The organism is Pseudomonas sp. E141, assembly GCF_052659885.1.
The window spans coordinates 950,210-964,395 of record NZ_CP084024.1 but is presented as its reverse complement, the minus strand read 5'-3'; the positions used below and the strand labels follow the sequence as shown (position 1 = coordinate 964,395).

At 61.8% G+C, this 14,186-nt stretch carries 17 protein-coding genes; all 17 read right to left on the bottom strand.

Translation table 11 applies throughout. The annotated features are described in order from the left end of the window. Positions 1-56: 56 nt before the first annotated feature. Complete coding sequence (locus tag GKKCFE_RS04315; protein ID WP_417693658.1) at positions 57-1,097, bottom strand: phage baseplate assembly protein; 1,041 nt, start codon at positions 1,095-1,097, stop codon at positions 57-59. A 3-nt stretch (positions 1,098-1,100) separates the two neighbouring features. Continuing rightward, the gene (locus GKKCFE_RS04310) at positions 1,101-2,339 is read right to left on the bottom strand and encodes a DNA circularization protein (RefSeq protein ID WP_173407328.1); all 1,239 of its coding nucleotides are present in this window, start codon (positions 2,337-2,339) and stop codon (positions 1,101-1,103) included. After that, positions 2,326-3,900, bottom strand: a complete 1,575-nt coding sequence (locus tag GKKCFE_RS04305; protein WP_445577524.1) for a phage tail protein — start codon at positions 3,898-3,900, stop codon at positions 2,326-2,328. The genes GKKCFE_RS04310 and GKKCFE_RS04305 overlap by 14 nt, the downstream gene beginning before the upstream one ends. Before the next feature lie 130 nt (positions 3,901-4,030). Then, positions 4,031-4,327: a phage tail assembly protein gene (locus GKKCFE_RS04300; RefSeq protein ID WP_047230006.1), complete on the bottom strand. Its 297-nt coding sequence runs from the start codon at positions 4,325-4,327 to the stop codon at positions 4,031-4,033. Then, complete coding sequence (locus tag GKKCFE_RS04295; protein ID WP_003198314.1) at positions 4,324-4,671, bottom strand: phage tail tube protein; 348 nt, start codon at positions 4,669-4,671, stop codon at positions 4,324-4,326. Before GKKCFE_RS04295 ends, GKKCFE_RS04300 begins: the two co-directional genes overlap by 4 nt. 67 nt (positions 4,672-4,738) lie before the next feature. Next, the gene (locus GKKCFE_RS04290) at positions 4,739-6,235 is read right to left on the bottom strand and encodes a phage tail sheath subtilisin-like domain-containing protein (RefSeq protein WP_047230005.1); all 1,497 of its coding nucleotides are present in this window, start codon (positions 6,233-6,235) and stop codon (positions 4,739-4,741) included. Then, positions 6,235-6,417, bottom strand: coding sequence for a DUF2635 domain-containing protein (locus GKKCFE_RS04285; RefSeq protein ID WP_047230004.1), 183 nt, complete (start codon positions 6,415-6,417; stop codon positions 6,235-6,237). Before GKKCFE_RS04285 ends, GKKCFE_RS04290 begins: the two co-directional genes overlap by 1 nt. Beyond that, on the bottom strand, positions 6,414-6,998 hold the full coding sequence (locus GKKCFE_RS04280; RefSeq protein WP_445577523.1) for a phage tail terminator protein: 585 nt from the start codon (positions 6,996-6,998) through the stop codon (positions 6,414-6,416). The genes GKKCFE_RS04285 and GKKCFE_RS04280 overlap by 4 nt, the downstream gene beginning before the upstream one ends. Before the next feature lie 139 nt (positions 6,999-7,137). Beyond that, positions 7,138-8,154, bottom strand: a complete 1,017-nt coding sequence (locus tag GKKCFE_RS04275) for a contractile injection system protein, VgrG/Pvc8 family (RefSeq protein WP_076386145.1) — start codon at positions 8,152-8,154, stop codon at positions 7,138-7,140. A 9-nt stretch (positions 8,155-8,163) separates the two neighbouring features. Continuing rightward, on the bottom strand, positions 8,164-8,376 hold the full coding sequence (locus GKKCFE_RS04270) for a tail protein X (RefSeq protein ID WP_047230001.1): 213 nt from the start codon (positions 8,374-8,376) through the stop codon (positions 8,164-8,166). After that, a complete protein-coding gene (locus GKKCFE_RS04265; protein ID WP_076386147.1) occupies positions 8,369-8,752 on the bottom strand; it encodes a phage tail protein in 384 nt (127 codons plus the stop codon). Before GKKCFE_RS04265 ends, GKKCFE_RS04270 begins: the two co-directional genes overlap by 8 nt. Next, the gene (locus GKKCFE_RS04260) at positions 8,752-10,911 is read right to left on the bottom strand and encodes a phage tail tape measure protein (protein WP_445577522.1); all 2,160 of its coding nucleotides are present in this window, start codon (positions 10,909-10,911) and stop codon (positions 8,752-8,754) included. Before GKKCFE_RS04260 ends, GKKCFE_RS04265 begins: the two co-directional genes overlap by 1 nt. A gap of 128 nt (positions 10,912-11,039) precedes the next feature. Beyond that, positions 11,040-11,615 (bottom strand): phage tail assembly protein, encoded by a 576-nt coding sequence (locus GKKCFE_RS04255; protein ID WP_445577521.1) that lies wholly within the window; start codon positions 11,613-11,615, stop codon positions 11,040-11,042. Positions 11,616-11,799: 184 nt separating this feature from the next. Then, positions 11,800-12,306 carry a phage major tail tube protein gene (locus tag GKKCFE_RS04250; protein ID WP_076386151.1) on the bottom strand — a complete coding sequence of 169 codons (507 nt, stop codon included), beginning with the start codon at positions 12,304-12,306 and terminating at the stop codon, positions 11,800-11,802. Continuing rightward, complete coding sequence (locus GKKCFE_RS04245) at positions 12,306-13,472, bottom strand: phage tail protein (protein ID WP_139051039.1); 1,167 nt, start codon at positions 13,470-13,472, stop codon at positions 12,306-12,308. Before GKKCFE_RS04245 ends, GKKCFE_RS04250 begins: the two co-directional genes overlap by 1 nt. 2 nt (positions 13,473-13,474) lie before the next feature. Then, positions 13,475-13,684: a hypothetical protein gene (locus tag GKKCFE_RS04240; protein ID WP_445577520.1), complete on the bottom strand. Its 210-nt coding sequence runs from the start codon at positions 13,682-13,684 to the stop codon at positions 13,475-13,477. A 98-nt stretch (positions 13,685-13,782) separates the two neighbouring features. After that, a complete protein-coding gene (locus tag GKKCFE_RS04235) occupies positions 13,783-14,184 on the bottom strand; it encodes a phage tail assembly chaperone (protein ID WP_139051041.1) in 402 nt (133 codons plus the stop codon). Between the last annotated feature and the right edge of the window lie 2 nt (positions 14,185-14,186).

Genomic DNA, 14,186 nt, shown 5'->3' with positions numbered 1-14,186 from the left:
GCTGACCCACCGCTTTCGCGAGCAAGCCCGCTCCCACAAGGAGTTTTGCGTTGGGCTCAGGTTTTGGGCGGCACCGGGTTCGCGTCGAACGTATGGGGCGGGGCGACCTGCAGGGTGGTGACGGAGCCTTGGGCGGAGAGTGAATACGTCACTTTGGAGATCAGCATGTCGCCGTCAAACCCCAGCACCGGGTCGATCACTCGCACCAGAGTGTTATGTCGCCACAAATCACCATTGGCCTGACGCCAGCCCTGCACGCGGTAGGTCGTGGTCAGGGCCTTGCCAGTGCGGATGGCGCTTTCCCAATCGGCCCGTTGCTGGGCCAGCTCGAAGGTCAATTGCGCGCTTTCGCTGATCACCGTGACCCGCTTGCGCTTGAAGCCCAGGTCGGTCGCGGTGCCGCAGACTTCGCTCACCGCCGCCCCGCTCTGCTGGTCATTGCCTTTGTGCTGGCCGATGACCCGGTATTCGGAGAACACCTGGCTGTAGTCCATCGGTGCATTGCCCGAGAGAATGTTTTTACCCAGTTCCAGCACATCACTGGCTCGCCCGCCACTCCCGGGTTTGGCCAGCAACACGCGGCCTTCGGCGTCGTCAGTGGAAAACACCCGGAACAACGTCAGCAGACGGTCGATGGATTGAAAGACCGTTTCCCCCGGCACGATGCTGTGTTCGCTCAACCGAGCGGTTTCAGGGATCTCGCTGATCACTCCCACGCCATATTGCGAGGCCAGGGCCTGGACAATGCTCAGCACCGTTTGCCCGCGCCATTGGCTCGGGCGATTGATCGCCGCGCAGTCCACCAAGTCCTGGGTCCTGGAACCACCCTCGATGCTCAGGCTGATCTGGCGCCCGTCATAACTGACCGGGGCTTTGAACACGTAGCCGCTGAGCACCAGGTCGGCACCGATGCGCACCTGACATTCATCCCCAGGTCGAATCGGCACCGACTGAGTCTGCCCCGGCCATTGCCAGGTGATGTCGAGTTTGAAGGTGCGGAACTGCCGCTCCAGGTCCGCACTGATTTCCACGCTTTTCCAGCCGCCGTAATCCAGCCCGCCGACGGTGAGCGAGACAGCGTTGTCGAGCTCGTTCATGGTTTATTCCCCCGAGACTTTCAGGTCGTTGGGCGGCAGGAAACCAGGGTGAGCCACGCCATTGCGCTGGGTCACTTCGGTGACCCGGGTAGCATCGGCAAATTGCTGATACGCCACCACCAACGCCGGCAGGCTTTGCTTGAACGACAGGTTGATCAGCCTTACGCCCGACGACGCTACCGCCGTCAGGTGCGCGGCCATCTGCTGACGCAAATTGTTCATTGCCTGGTAGTGATCCGGATCGGCCTTGAGCGAGGCTTGCCAGATGGCCTCGTTGAGGGCATCGCGCAGGGCCAGCACATCGTCGGCCACCGGCACGTCACGACGCTGGACCGGCTGCACCGCCTGCTGCGCCACCGATGGGGTGGCGCCCAACTTGACCGCCGGTGCGGCCACCGGCATCGCCGCAATCCATTGCGCGGCCTGCACCAACAGCGTGTCCTGGACCAGATCGGCCACGGCCTGGGCCGCCGCCGTGGTGTCCTTGCCAGTGGTGAGTTTGGGGGCGTCCGCCTTGCGAATCGCCTCGACCTGTTGCGACACGCTGGCAATCACGCCGCGATAGCCGTCACGGGCAAAGTCCTTCAATTCCCGGATGTCCCCCAGCAACCCTTTGAACTCGGCCGCCACTTCCTTGGGTAGCTCCTTCACCGCCTTGACCAGATCGCTGAGTTGCCGATAAGTCTCGATCAACGGTTTGAGTTCCTGCTCGATGACGCCGTAGACATCCTTGAGGCTGTTGCGCAGGTCAGCGATGCCGATCCGCGCGGCCTTGATCAGCGTCATGGCCTCTTCGAAGCGCCGCACCGCCGCCCCCAGAAAACTGTCAGCCGACACCAGCAACAGTTTCTGGCTGTTGATCGCGGCCGACGGGAATTGCAGCGGCTGGTCGGGGTAGAACTTCAGGGCGAAGGTCACCAGGCCACCGTCCTGGCGGGTGTGGGTCATGTCGCATTCACCGACCTTGACCTGCAGGCGCCCCAACCACGGATGCACCAGTTCGCCGCTGCCCTGCTCCAGGGCCTTGAGCAACTTGTCGCGCTGCTCCAGGCAATCGGGGCCGACGATGAACGCGGTCAGCTCATGAATCTTCGCTTGCTGACCGAGACCTTCGAAGAACGGCTGGTCACGCTGGGGATATTCATGCAACTGACCCTTGTGGCCGACCGGGGTTTTCGCCTGATCGACCCAGAACCCGACACCACGAAACGACGCCGGCAACAAACGATCACGCCAGCTCATTGGAACCTCCTGTGGAAAGTGAGCGATAGCCGATGCGCGAACTCACCGCCAGGGCCGGTTGATTGGTCTGTGGTGGATCGGCGCGCAAACCGGCCGGCGCGTTTTCGAAGCGCACGGTCAGGCCGCCTTCGAGCTGCGTGCGATTGTTGGCGGCGCTTTGTTGCACCAGGGCGCTGGAGGTTTGCGGCAATGCGCCTGGCGTCAATGAGGTTTTCATCGGCAGGTTGCCGGACGCCGGCGCAAGACTGGAAGACAGGCCCGCTGGCGACTCACTGGCCCCACCAAAAAACGCCGGCGCCAGCTCGCCCTTGCCTTCGGCATTGGTCTGGCGCTGCGCCTCGGTCAACCCTTCGACCTTGCCGGTGAACGAGGTGATGATTTCGCCGAAGCCGCCGTTGAAGAACGCCTTGATCGGTGCAATCACGCCCTGCAGTTCGTCCCACCACTGGCTGAACCAATCGCCCACCGGCCCCCACTGTTTGGTCAGGCCCTCGATGGGCGACCAGTCGAACAGGCCGCTGAATACCGCCAGCATGATCGACACCTGATTGCGAATGCCTTCCCAAATGCCGGCGAAGACTTCCCCGATCGTGCCCCAGTTGGCCATGATCAGCCCCAGCGGCGTCCAGTCGAACAGACCTTTCAGCGCGTCCATTACCGGCACCGTCAACGCCTTGAGCAGATCCCAGATCGCTGCGAACAACCCGCTCAGGGGCGCCCAGTTGCTGATGATCAAACCCAACGGTGACCAGGCGAACAGCGTCTGCATGAAACCGATGACCGGCGTTGCCGCCGCCACGATCACATTCCAGAGCGCACCAAAAAAACTGCTGATCGGGCCCCAGTTGCTGATCACCAACCCCATCGGGGTGAAGGCGAACATCGTCTTGAAGAACTCGACCATCGGCATGACGATCGGCGCTAGCTTCTGCCAAAGCCCGGCGAAGAACGCCGAGATCGGTGTCCAGTGGGCGATGATCATCCCGGCCGCCAAGGCGATGCCCATGGCAATCAAGCCGATGGGATTCATCTTCAAGGCCAGGTTGACCACTTCCAGCGCCTGGCTTGCACCACTGACCGCCGTTTGAATCGCATTGAACGCCACGACGCCAGTCGCCAGGCCCTGCACCAATTGCGGGTTATCCTGCAGCACCTGGGCCACACCCGTGACCATCGGCTGCAAGTTGGCTGCCGCCGCGTTGACCGCCGGCCCCAGGGCCGAACCGAACTGCACCGACACATTGCTGATGGAAGTCTTCAATCCATCCAGGCTTTGTGCCGCCACACGCGGCGCTTCAGGTGCCTTCAAGCTGCTGGCCGCCGCGTTCGCCGCGCCCACTTCACCTTTGAAAGCCTCTGCTGACGTGAGCCCCTCCATGAACGGTTTGGCCAGGCCGCCCTCGGGGAGCAGAGCGGAAATATCCAGGCTGCCAAGGCCCGTGGCATCGAGGTTCTGCTTGAAGCTGGCGACCTTCGCTCGAAGACTGGCAAGCTTGGGCGACAGCTCATCGATGCCGGTCAGCAGCACCGCTTTTTTCTCTACCTTTTGTGTCTCTGCCATCACTGCACCTGCTGCATCGCATTGATCCGTTGCGCGTGCTCCAGGGACTCGCGGAGCACATCCAGTGGCCTGGCCATCATCTGTTCGGGGTCAACCTTCCAGAACCAGGCCAGGTCATAGGCGGCTGCGATCAGGTCGCCGATGGCTGCGACGCCGCACTCATGAAAAAACTCGCGACGGCCCAGCTCAATGCGTTGAGGTCAGCCAGGTCCAACTGGTTGACCGACGACGGCGGGATGCCGGCGCAGACCGCGATGTATTTGGCCGCGACGTCCATGTCCAGGCTCACCTCCTCGCTCTTGTCGATCTTGTACGGCAGCGCCTTGATCGCCCGGACCTCCTGCACCGTCGGACGGCGCAGGGTCAGTTCGCTCAGCGGCTCGCCGTGGGCCTCGATGGCCACGCGCAGCGTCACGACATCGCTCATTGCCAGGTCCCCTTGATGCCTTCGAATTTCAGTTCGATGGTGGCGTCGTCGCCCTTGGACACCGGCTCTTCCACCAGATAGGCGCCGGCCAGTACGTAAACCTTGCCGTTGTTGAATTCGCAGGTGACGGTCATGTCGGTGCCGGCGACCAGTTGCTTGAGCGGGAAGTCCGCGGTGTGCAGCGCCGTCACCTTGAAGGACGGGGCAATGTCGGTTTCCTTGTAGAAACCCGGTACGACGGTTTCGCGTTTGGTGAACATCAGTGGCGCTTCGCAACCGCCGTTGATGGTCAGTTGAGCGCCGTCCACTTTGACGTAGCAGGTGCCCGCAATCAGTTGACCCATGGTGTTTCTCCCTTCAAATAAAAAGCCCACACGAGGTGGGCGCAGTTCATACGTTCAAACGCGACTTTCAGGCGGCGTCGTCGTATTGCAGACGGAACTGGTTGAGCAGTGCGAACACCCGCAAACCATTGATGTAGTCCGGCGGGAACAGCACATTGACCCGGCTCGGGTCCTGACTGTCACGCTCGACAACCAGGTGCTCGGCGAACAGCTCGGCGTTTTCCACGTGGCCTTCCAGCTCCAGCTTGGCGTACTGGGCGATCAACTCGCCGCGAATGGTGCTCGGCGTCACGATGGGCTGGCCGGCGCCGAAACGGGTGCCGTCGGCAGCCAGTTTGTGGCGCCCATATTTGCTGGTGATCACACTTTGCAGGCGACGCACGATGAACGCCGACTGGTGCATGGTTTCGCTGTCCAGGTAGGAATTGTCAGCCTGGCCAAAAGCGTTCTTCTGATAGGTGGTGATCGAACGCTGGATGCGCACGTAGCCACCTTCGTAGTACGCCGTGGCGATACCGTAGTTGAGCAGCGACTGACGCTCGGTCAGGGTGAAACGTTCGCTGGCCGGCGCCGGATCCAGGCCTGGCAGACTGCCGCTCTGGGTCGGACGGCTGGCGTCGGCGGAAATGAACACCGCAGTACGGGCGGCCAATGCAGCGGCCTGGACCCAGAACGGTTGCGGCACACCCAATTCCAGGGCCTGGATAGTCATGTGCTGGTCGTTGCGCGCCTGACCGGCCGCCACCAGGGTGCCGATGGTGCCGCGCTTGGCGCTGTAGACATGGCCGAACAACTGCTTGGCCCAGGACCAGCGACCAGTGCTGTCGTCCATGACCGCTTGCCAGGTGTTGAGGCTTGCCACATCGGACCACGGCATCGCGATGAATTCGAACGGCTCGTCACCCAGCGCCGCGACGGCGGCGGTCTGGTCCGGCACACCGGCCCCACCGGTCATTGCCGTGATCGCTGTGGTCAGGCCGGCAGGGGTGTCTTCACCATTGCTCTTGCCCAGGCGATTGAATTGCAGGCTGATGTCGTTACCGCTGTCGCCGGTCCATTTGGCGCTCAGGGTCACAACACCCTCGGCAGCCGCAGCAATCACCGGCAGATCGGCCGCCGCGTTGATCTTCAAGGCCAGCGCAGTGGCGGCTTGAGCGGCCGTCGCTCCATTGACGATAGCCGCTTGAACACGCACGCCACCCACATACAGATTGAGCATGCCGCTTTGAGTGGCGGCGCCGGTCAGGGTCAGCACGCCCTGGGCAATGGCACCTTCGACGTTGTGCAGCGGCAGGCACCAGATCTCGCCCAGCGGGTCGGTCTTGCGCCAGGTTTCGTACATCGAGGCAAGCATCGAACCTTGACCGCCGATGTTTTTGGCCAGCGCAACGCTGGACACCAGCACCAGTTTACCGACCTCGGCCGGGGCCACGTTGTCGTTGACCTGGGCCACGATCAAACGGCGCATGGCCGACGACGCGCTATTGGCCGCCGAGTTGTCCATTTCGGCGTAGAACAGCGGAACACGAATGTCCGCGGGAATGTTGCTGAATCCGATCGCCATTATTTGGCTCCCTGTGGTTTTGCCGCTTTCACGGTTTTGGTAGTGATATCGCCATCGGCCAGACGTCGACGCCACCAGGCGCTGTCCGGTACTTCACGGCCCTCGAGGGGCAACAGATCGCCCGCTTCCGGGTCCGGTACGGCACGGCCCGGGGCCGGCAGCACGGTGATGCGTTTGCTCATGGGGTTACGTCTCCAGAGAAGGTCAGTTCCACGCGCCCATCAGGGCCGGGACGTTTCAGGTTGGGGTCCGCCGGGTCGATGGCATCGACCCGCACGGTGGCCCCGGTAAAGGACGACAAGCCGTCCAGTTCACGCTCGTGCCAGCTTTCGGCAGGCTGGCTCGCCAGATTGCGGCCCAGCTGGAACTCGGCGAAAAAGTGCAGCCGGTACAACACGCGGCTGCTGTTGATGGAAACCAGTTCACTGCCGTCGTACTCGATGCCGGTGTAGTCACCACCGGGCTTGAACCCCACCAGCGCCCGCCACAGTTCGGCGCGCAGGTCGTGCAACAGATCCAGCGCTTTTGTCGCATCGGTGGCGTCGAGCACCAGTACGGTGTCGAAACGGTCACGCACCGCTTGCAGCGTGGCGTTCTGGGCGGCGTTCTTGCCGGCAATGTCGGCGCTTGGCAGGACATAGGCGCAGGGTGTTTGCAGCGGCGTGTCGGCTTGCAACGTGGCGAGGTCAAACCCTGCTGCCGCGCGATTGCCGAGCGTCGGACATTGCTCACGCAGTTGCGTGAGGATCGGAGTGATCTTCATGGAGGTGCTCCAGTTGTATGGAAGGCGCAGTCAGAACTGTGGGAGCGAGCCTGCTCGCGATGGCGGTGTGTCAGGCAACATCAATGCTGGCTATGACGGCCTCATCGCGAGCAGGCTCGCTCCCACAGGGGAGTGGTGTTTAGGCCCTGGCATCCAGGCAGGTTGCATCAATCCTGCTGCGATAGCTTTTTTCCCGGTCGCCGCTGGCGGTGACTTTGTCGATCGACCAGCGCCCGCGCATGAAGTCCGGCCAGGAGGCGTCCAGCAGCACGATGCCTTCGGCGCACAAGCCTGGATTGCCGGGGCATTCGATCGCCACCTTGAGTGCTTCGCGCATCATCCGGCGTACCTCGCCTTCACCGGCGGCGCGAGCATCGTTGGCGCTTTGAAAGCGCTGGCGAAGGGTCTTGAACGGCGCGATGCCGCTCTCCTCGACCCGCATTTTCCCTGCCGCCGCATCCCACCAACTGGCCTTGCAGCCCTGGTATTTCGCCCGGGCGGTGTCATCCAGGACGGCGGAGATAAAGGCGTTGTCGCCCGGGCGGTTATTCGTCGTCACCGACAGTTTTGTCTCGGGCAGGACTTTGCCCGACAAAGACTTCGCCTGCCCCCGGCGCGCCAGCACATACAGCTCGTTGACCGGCTTGGCGACGGCGTCATAACGGTGAGCCAGTCGCGTCAGAAAACCCATGTCGGTTTCGTTGGACTGATCGATGTGCTCGATTTTTATCAGCGCCAGGTCCGGCGCCACACGCGGGGAAAACCCGTGTCTGGAGGTCAACTGACGAAACAGCGCGCCCAGGGTCGTCGGGCCATGACTGACGGATCGGCGCTGCTTGAAACCGGTCTGATCGGCCGCACTGAACGGCGCCGCCGTCGCGACAAGCGTCAGGCGCAGGGGAAACAGCGTCGGTGTGCGCCGGGTCACGACGAACTCGCCTTTATCCACCAGCCCCGACTCCAGATAACCGACCCGCAGGCCGATTTTCCCGCCCAGGCTGGGCAATCCTTCAAGCCCTTCCAGGCTGATGGTGAGCGTCAGTTGATCGGACTCAATCCCCGCCGCGTCGATGTGCGTCCAACTGAGCAAGCGTTCGTTGAGCAGCGCCGCGTTCGCACCGTAGATTTCCACCGCTGGCGTGAAACCCAGTGACATATTGCCTCCTTAATCCCAGGCCGAAACCGGTGTGGGTGCGACGGGTTGTAGATCCACTTCCGGCAGGACAATCCATACACCCGCCGGCAATACCGGCCCCCACTCGGCCAGCTTCGGATTGAGTCGCCAGAGCGCCTCTTCGGCGGCATCGTCACAACGCTCCAGCTCGCGGTACAGCAACAGATTCACCGAATCACCGGCGATACTTCGAACCCTACGCATTGGCGAACTCCGTCAATTCAATCACCCAGCCGACCACCATCGCGGTGCCGTCATCAATGACCTCGGTCTGGGTTTCCGACACCTTGTTGATCTGCCACAGCCCCCAGTTGCGGCCGATGCCGTCAACCAACGGCACCGGAGCGCGTCGGGCCTGTAATGCACGCAGCTCATCGAGTCGGTCCATGGCAGTGGCGTACATCGACTTGCCGGTGATCGTCAGCGCTTGCAGCCCTTGACCGACCTGACTGGATTTGGGTTTGCTGGTGAGGATGTCGATGCTTTTCCAACCGCCATCCGAGGTGCGGACCAAGGAGTGGTAGGCGAAGTTTCTGGACAGACCGAAAATGAAACTGCCCAGTGCCATTTGCTGACGCATCACGTACCTCCGTCAGTCAGCGCCGCGTCACTGCGCATGGCGAGTGAGTTGGGCATGGTTGTCAGGCCGAACTGGCCCGAGAGCTGTTGCACAACCAGGTTGGCCAACTGACTGGCGCTGGCCTGGTCCTGGCCGTTGATGTAGATGTTTGCGGTCATGGTGTTCTGATGAGTGGTTGTCGGGGTGCTGGTCAGGTCTTTGCTGACCTGCTCTGGAGCGGCGAGTCTGTCGGTGGGTGCGACGAGTTTTTCGCCCAGAGACGCCCCGGCATCGCTCCCCAACCAACCGCCCAGCAGTCCGCCGATCAGCCCACCAATGGCAGTGCCGATCACCGGAACGACGCTGCCCAAAGCGGCACCGGCCGCGGAACCTGCGGCAGCGCCTGCCCAGCCGCCACCTGCGGCTCCCAGGCCTGCGCCCATCATCCGTTTGTCGCCGGTGAGCACTCCCTCGGCTACATCAGCGACGGCGCCGACGACTTTCAACGGGCCGGGCGCCTTGCGAGTCATCGAGCGCAATGAGGCCGTTGGCGCGAGTGAAAAACGCCCTGCGCCTCCCTGTGAGCCTCGTGGCCTTCTCGTGGATTCGGGACGCTGGTTGGCATTGCTTGTATCCAGCTTGCCCACACGAGGATTTCTGAAATCTTCGGAGATCACCTCACCCAATCGGCCGGGAAGGTGCGGGGCGGCCCTACCTAACACCCGCTTGGCCACCTGACTGGACATCTCATCCACTACGGCCTTGAGCAGCACACCCACCAGCGGTTTGATCGCCGCGGCAACAAGCACAATTGCAGCGGTGGCTTTAGGTGAGGATTCAGCCAATTCACTCATGCCATCGGCCAACGAACCCAGCCACTGGAAGGAGGTATCCGCCGAAGGCATCAGGGCATTTCCCGTAGCCACCGACAAACGCTCGCTACGGGCGTTGAGGATGTTCAGCTGGCCTTGTTGGGTTTTCGACAGCGCCAACGCGTCCTGCCGCACCGAGCCGTCGTTGCCCAATTGCGACGTGGCATATTGGCCTGGGTCTTTCACCTGCAAGAAGGCTGCGTTCACATCAGGCAGTTTCTGCGCCATGCGCAGCACCGCCTCATCGCCATTGCCGAAGAGCGTGGCGGAAAGGGCCGAGCGCTTGTCGGCCGGTTGCGCGTTCAAGGCCGCCAGCACCGTCATCACCGTGCCAGACGCCGTGTCCTTGTCACGCAAGCCGCTCGCCACCGCCGTGGGCGCCAGACCCAGCTGTTTCCAGGCCGTTTGCTCGGTGGCGGAGGCCTGGTCACCCTTGCCCAGGGCCGTCGTGAAACTATCCAGCGCCACCCCGGCTTCAGCTTGTTGGGTACCGGTATTGAGCAATGCCGCCGTCAACGCGGCGGCTTGTGCAGGGGCCAGGCCCGCCGTCGTCGCAGCGGCACCTTCACGCTGCAAGACCGCACCGATCTCAGCCGCTTTCGCACCGTTGGGTAATTTGCCCAATTGGTTAGCGGCATCCGCCAGGTCAAAGGCTTGCGCGCCGCTGAGCTTCATGGAGATGCGCCAGTCGGCCAGCATTTCGGCGGCCTTCATGGCCGGCATCTCGAACGCCGCCGCGGTGACGCCAGCATCCGAGGCGAAGTTCGACAGGACCAACTGTCGCTCCGAGGCATCGTGCACGTCGCTACCGATGCCTTTCCTGGCCGCCAGGCTTTGCATCCTCACCACTTCAACCGCCGTGGTGCCCCCGGCCGCCACCAGCGGTGCGGTGGCGATCTGCTGGGTTGACTCAGCCACCTGCTGAATCTGACGCGGCCCGAATTGGCTGGCCTTTTTCAGATCGGCCATGGCCGAATCCATCGCTATCGCAGGTTCGAGCAGTGCTGGTGGTTCGATACCGCCACCCGACTTCCCCTTGGGCTCACTGGCCGACTCGCCCTTGGCGCCGGCGCCCATCGTTTGGGAGAACAATCGTTGCGCCGACAGTTTCACGGTCAGCGACTCGATCGCCGTAGTCAGCAACCCGAGTTTGAGCCCGAGCTTGTCCAGCACCAGATCGAGGCTCGACAGCTGATCCCCGGCGAACGCACCTTGCGCTGCCACACCACTCGTGAGGCTGGTATTACCGAACGCCAGCCCGCTCTCATTGAAGGCTGCGTATTTGAGCGAATATTTATCGTCCGCCATCCGGCCCTACTCCTTTTTCACGCCAAGGCGAGTCATCGCGATGTCGTAACGACGTAATGCCTTGCCGACGTCCCACTCCAGAATTTCCGCTTCACTTACCGGGTAAATGAGCGGCACCACATCGAGGATCACCTCGATGTCGCGCTCCGAAAGAAGTCCGCCGGTTTGTTTAAAAAATCGTCGATGCGTACCTGAAGCTGTGTCCAGTCGGGCACGGTCAGCAGGTCCAGATCGGGAATCATCAGGCCGGTGCAATGGGCGGTGATGAACTCGGCGCGTTCCTTGGCCGTCTTCAGTTTTTTCATCGCCTTGGTCGCTCGCAGCACGGGCATTTCCAGGGTCAGCGAGGTCAGGCTGCGGCCAGCGACGTTGAGCGTTTGGAGCAGTTGCACCTGGTCGGGGTCGACTGCTGCGCCTTCCGTCGATTCCAGAAAGTGGGACGTCGGGCGAGTGGACATTTCGTGCACGTATTGCGCAATGCTCACGTAGTCCGGGCGCTTGAGCTGATCCAGCTCCTTGACCGACAGGCCAGTGGCCAATTTGGCCAGTTCGAAAAACTGATCGTCCTCATCGTCGCCGGCACGGGCCAGGGCGTCTTTCTGTGCGGCGTAGTGCAGCGGCTTGAGCTGAAGCTGCTCGATTTGCGCCCCGTCATCACCGGTGATCGGCGACAGCAAGACGTGAACAGGAGGTGTCCAGGACATGAAGTGAATTCCTTGGTGGATACTGGGGAGGGGGTGCGCAACGCCGGTCAGTCAAGATGTGCCCCTGTGGGAGCGAGCTTGCTCGCGATAGCATCGGATCAGTCAGCATTGATGTTGGCTGACTCACCGCTATCGCGAGCAAGCTCGCTCCCACAGGGGTTTTGTTCAGCCGGCTGAGGGGTGGTTAAGGCAACAACACCGCACGACGGGCATCGCCGAGGATGTCGACGCCGTTGAGCACGAACTTCTGGGTGCGCACGTCGATGTCGATCACAGGGACACCGTTTTCGAGACGGTTGTAGGTGCGGCAGGCCAGTTCAAGTGTCGTGGTGGGTTTGTCGCCCATCTTCAGCTTGGCCTCTTCCAGGGATTTGAGCTTGCCGCCGACGGTGTGGTAGGTGAACCAGGTGTTGCCATCCTGATCCTGACCGGCTTCACGCACGTTCAGCAGAATGTCATCGCCTAGTTGCACACCCAGGGCGAGCATGATTTCCGGCCCGGCTCCTTGCAGTACGAGGGTAGCGTTCAGCACCTTGCCGCTCTTGGCCATTTCTTCGGCAATGAAGCGTCCACCGACCATCGCCTCCATGTCGAACTCGATCTTCGGCGGCGTGAACTCTTCCACTGTCGCCGACAACGGCAGGCCTTGCAGGGTGGCCGCGATGGCCTGTCTTACGCGGTTGGTAAACATTAGAGAACGTCCTCCAGGAACTGCTCGATGATTTCATCGCGGGCATTGAGTTGATAAATCATGTGTTCGTTCGGCGCGTAGCGGCCGTAGTCGATGACCACGTACCAGGTGCCGTTCTTGTACTTCTCGACGCTGTTCAATTCCGGGTGCAGGTACACGCTGCCGCCGGGGATGGTTTCGTCGGCGACCAGGGTTTGCAGCCAGTCGTTGATGCGCTTGACCTCCTGGTCCATGAAAGATTTGGTCAGGTTCTTGGCCATGGCTTTCTGACCGGCTTTCACCAGCTTGCGGCTGATGGCATCTTCCAGGCCGACGTAGCTGATGAACTTGCCGGTGACGGAGCGGTTACCCAGCAGCGAGAAGCCGCCGAGAATGGTCCGGGCGTAGTAGCAAACGCCGTAGCGGTTGAGCAGATCGCCTTCGGTGGAGGTGTCGAGGATGTTGTATTCCACGGTGCGCGAGACGTCTTCGGCATAGGTCACCTGGTTGCCCGGACTCTCCCATTGCTTGACCTTGGCCAGCGCGGCGATGGCCAGGCTCGACGGCGCCAGGAAGACGTTTTTCTTCGCCGCTTTCGAGTACACCGCCGGCATGTTGTGCACCACCAGGCAACGATCGAAACCGAGTTCCGCGCCGCCCAATTCCTGGCTGTAGGTCACTTGATCAGCAACCGCAGCGTCCTTGCCGTCGAGCACCACACGCGCCTTGATGCGCTTGCCGAACGAGGCGAACTCGCTCGCCACCGCCTTGGTGCCGGTGAAGCCTGGCGCGCCGATGATGGTCAGGTCTTCAGCGACCCCACTGAGCGCCGCCAGACCGAGTTTGCGCCCGGTCTCGGCCTCGATGCCGCCAATCACGTTGTTCTGCGTGTCGGCCGGTGTGGCGCCCTCTTCGACGATGACCACGTAGACCGGCACCTTGACCACTTTGAGGATCTGGTAAACCGCCTGAAACAGCGTCCCCGCCTCAGCACCGGTCGGGTCCAACTGGGCCTGAGTGGTGAAGCTGTTGATGCGAAATGGGGTGTTTTTCGGAATCAGCAGGTTGGCATTCGGCGCGGTGCCGACCAGCCCGATGACGTTGTCACCCAGGCCACCCATGGCCTCGGGAGATTCAGTGGCATTGACGGTAATGCCGTTGTGCTCGAAGTTCAAAACCTCAGCCATGGTTATTCAGCCTTTTTGGTTGTGGCCTTTTTGGCCGGGGTGGATGCAGAAGCCGGTTCGACGGCTTCGGTTTTTTTCAGCTCCAGGCGACCAGCGCTGCGCAAGGCGTTGGCCTCGACGTCGAGCAGGTCGAGTTCCTGGCCGACGCTTGACCAATGGCCGCCGCCGGTGGGGAATGGGAGGAGTACGGTGTAGGTTTGGCGTGGTGCCATTTGGGGTTCTCCAGATACGAAAAAGCCCCGTGTGTGCGGGGCTTTTGTCAGGTTTTTGATGTTGCGGAAAAGAAAACGCCCCATCGGTGCGGGGCGTTTTATTGGGGTTGGTCAGCGAGCCAAGGGGGTGCAATCGGCCGCGACTCAGTACTTGGGAAAGTAACTGTTTGCGGCCAATCCCGAAGTGCCTGCCGGTAGCCAAGTAATTCAGAGTATTGAGCGGCCGTAAGCGTGGTCTCGTGCTCAATGTCCTGTTCATCGCGGTGTCGTGTTACAAGCCATTCCGTGCTTTGCAATTCATAGTTACGCCATACCCGCTCGGTATCGACCTGCTCGGAAGTAGAAATTGCCGGTGGCGGAGAAAACTCGCCGTCCGTTAACGTCCAGTCCGGCCGAACATCCTCGGGACAAGCCCGCCACAACAGATCCGGGTGGAAGCGTTCCGTTGGATCAACGTCGGTAGTTTCGACTACCGTCCCGTTTTCGATTCTTGCCCACATGC

Coding starts and splice junctions, on each gene's coding strand:
- GKKCFE_RS04255 (WP_445577521.1), bottom strand. CDS start 11,615: ATGTCCTGGACACCTCCTGTTCACGTCTTGCTGTCGCCGATCACCGGT.
- GKKCFE_RS04250 (WP_076386151.1), bottom strand. CDS start 12,306: ATGTTTACCAACCGCGTAAGACAGGCCATCGCGGCCACCCTGCAAGGC.
- GKKCFE_RS04270 (WP_047230001.1), bottom strand. CDS start 8,376: ATGCGTAGGGTTCGAAGTATCGCCGGTGATTCGGTGAATCTGTTGCTG.
- GKKCFE_RS04245 (WP_139051039.1), bottom strand. CDS start 13,472: ATGGCTGAGGTTTTGAACTTCGAGCACAACGGCATTACCGTCAATGCC.
- GKKCFE_RS04280 (WP_445577523.1), bottom strand. CDS start 6,998: ATGAAGATCACTCCGATCCTCACGCAACTGCGTGAGCAATGTCCGACG.
- GKKCFE_RS04310 (WP_173407328.1), bottom strand. CDS start 2,339: ATGAGCTGGCGTGATCGTTTGTTGCCGGCGTCGTTTCGTGGTGTCGGG.
- GKKCFE_RS04285 (WP_047230004.1), bottom strand. CDS start 6,417: ATGAGCAAACGCATCACCGTGCTGCCGGCCCCGGGCCGTGCCGTACCG.
- GKKCFE_RS04290 (WP_047230005.1), bottom strand. CDS start 6,235: ATGGCGATCGGATTCAGCAACATTCCCGCGGACATTCGTGTTCCGCTG.
- GKKCFE_RS04235 (WP_139051041.1), bottom strand. CDS start 14,184: ATGTGGGCAAGAATCGAAAACGGGACGGTAGTCGAAACTACCGACGTT.
- GKKCFE_RS04315 (WP_417693658.1), bottom strand. CDS start 1,097: ATGAACGAGCTCGACAACGCTGTCTCGCTCACCGTCGGCGGGCTGGAT.
- GKKCFE_RS04300 (WP_047230006.1), bottom strand. CDS start 4,327: ATGAGCGATGTCGTGACGCTGCGCGTGGCCATCGAGGCCCACGGCGAG.
- GKKCFE_RS04295 (WP_003198314.1), bottom strand. CDS start 4,671: ATGGGTCAACTGATTGCGGGCACCTGCTACGTCAAAGTGGACGGCGCT.
- GKKCFE_RS04260 (WP_445577522.1), bottom strand. CDS start 10,911: ATGGCGGACGATAAATATTCGCTCAAATACGCAGCCTTCAATGAGAGC.
- GKKCFE_RS04275 (WP_076386145.1), bottom strand. CDS start 8,154: ATGTCACTGGGTTTCACGCCAGCGGTGGAAATCTACGGTGCGAACGCG.
- GKKCFE_RS04305 (WP_445577524.1), bottom strand. CDS start 3,900: ATGGCAGAGACACAAAAGGTAGAGAAAAAAGCGGTGCTGCTGACCGGC.
- GKKCFE_RS04240 (WP_445577520.1), bottom strand. CDS start 13,684: ATGGCACCACGCCAAACCTACACCGTACTCCTCCCATTCCCCACCGGC.
- GKKCFE_RS04265 (WP_076386147.1), bottom strand. CDS start 8,752: ATGCGTCAGCAAATGGCACTGGGCAGTTTCATTTTCGGTCTGTCCAGA.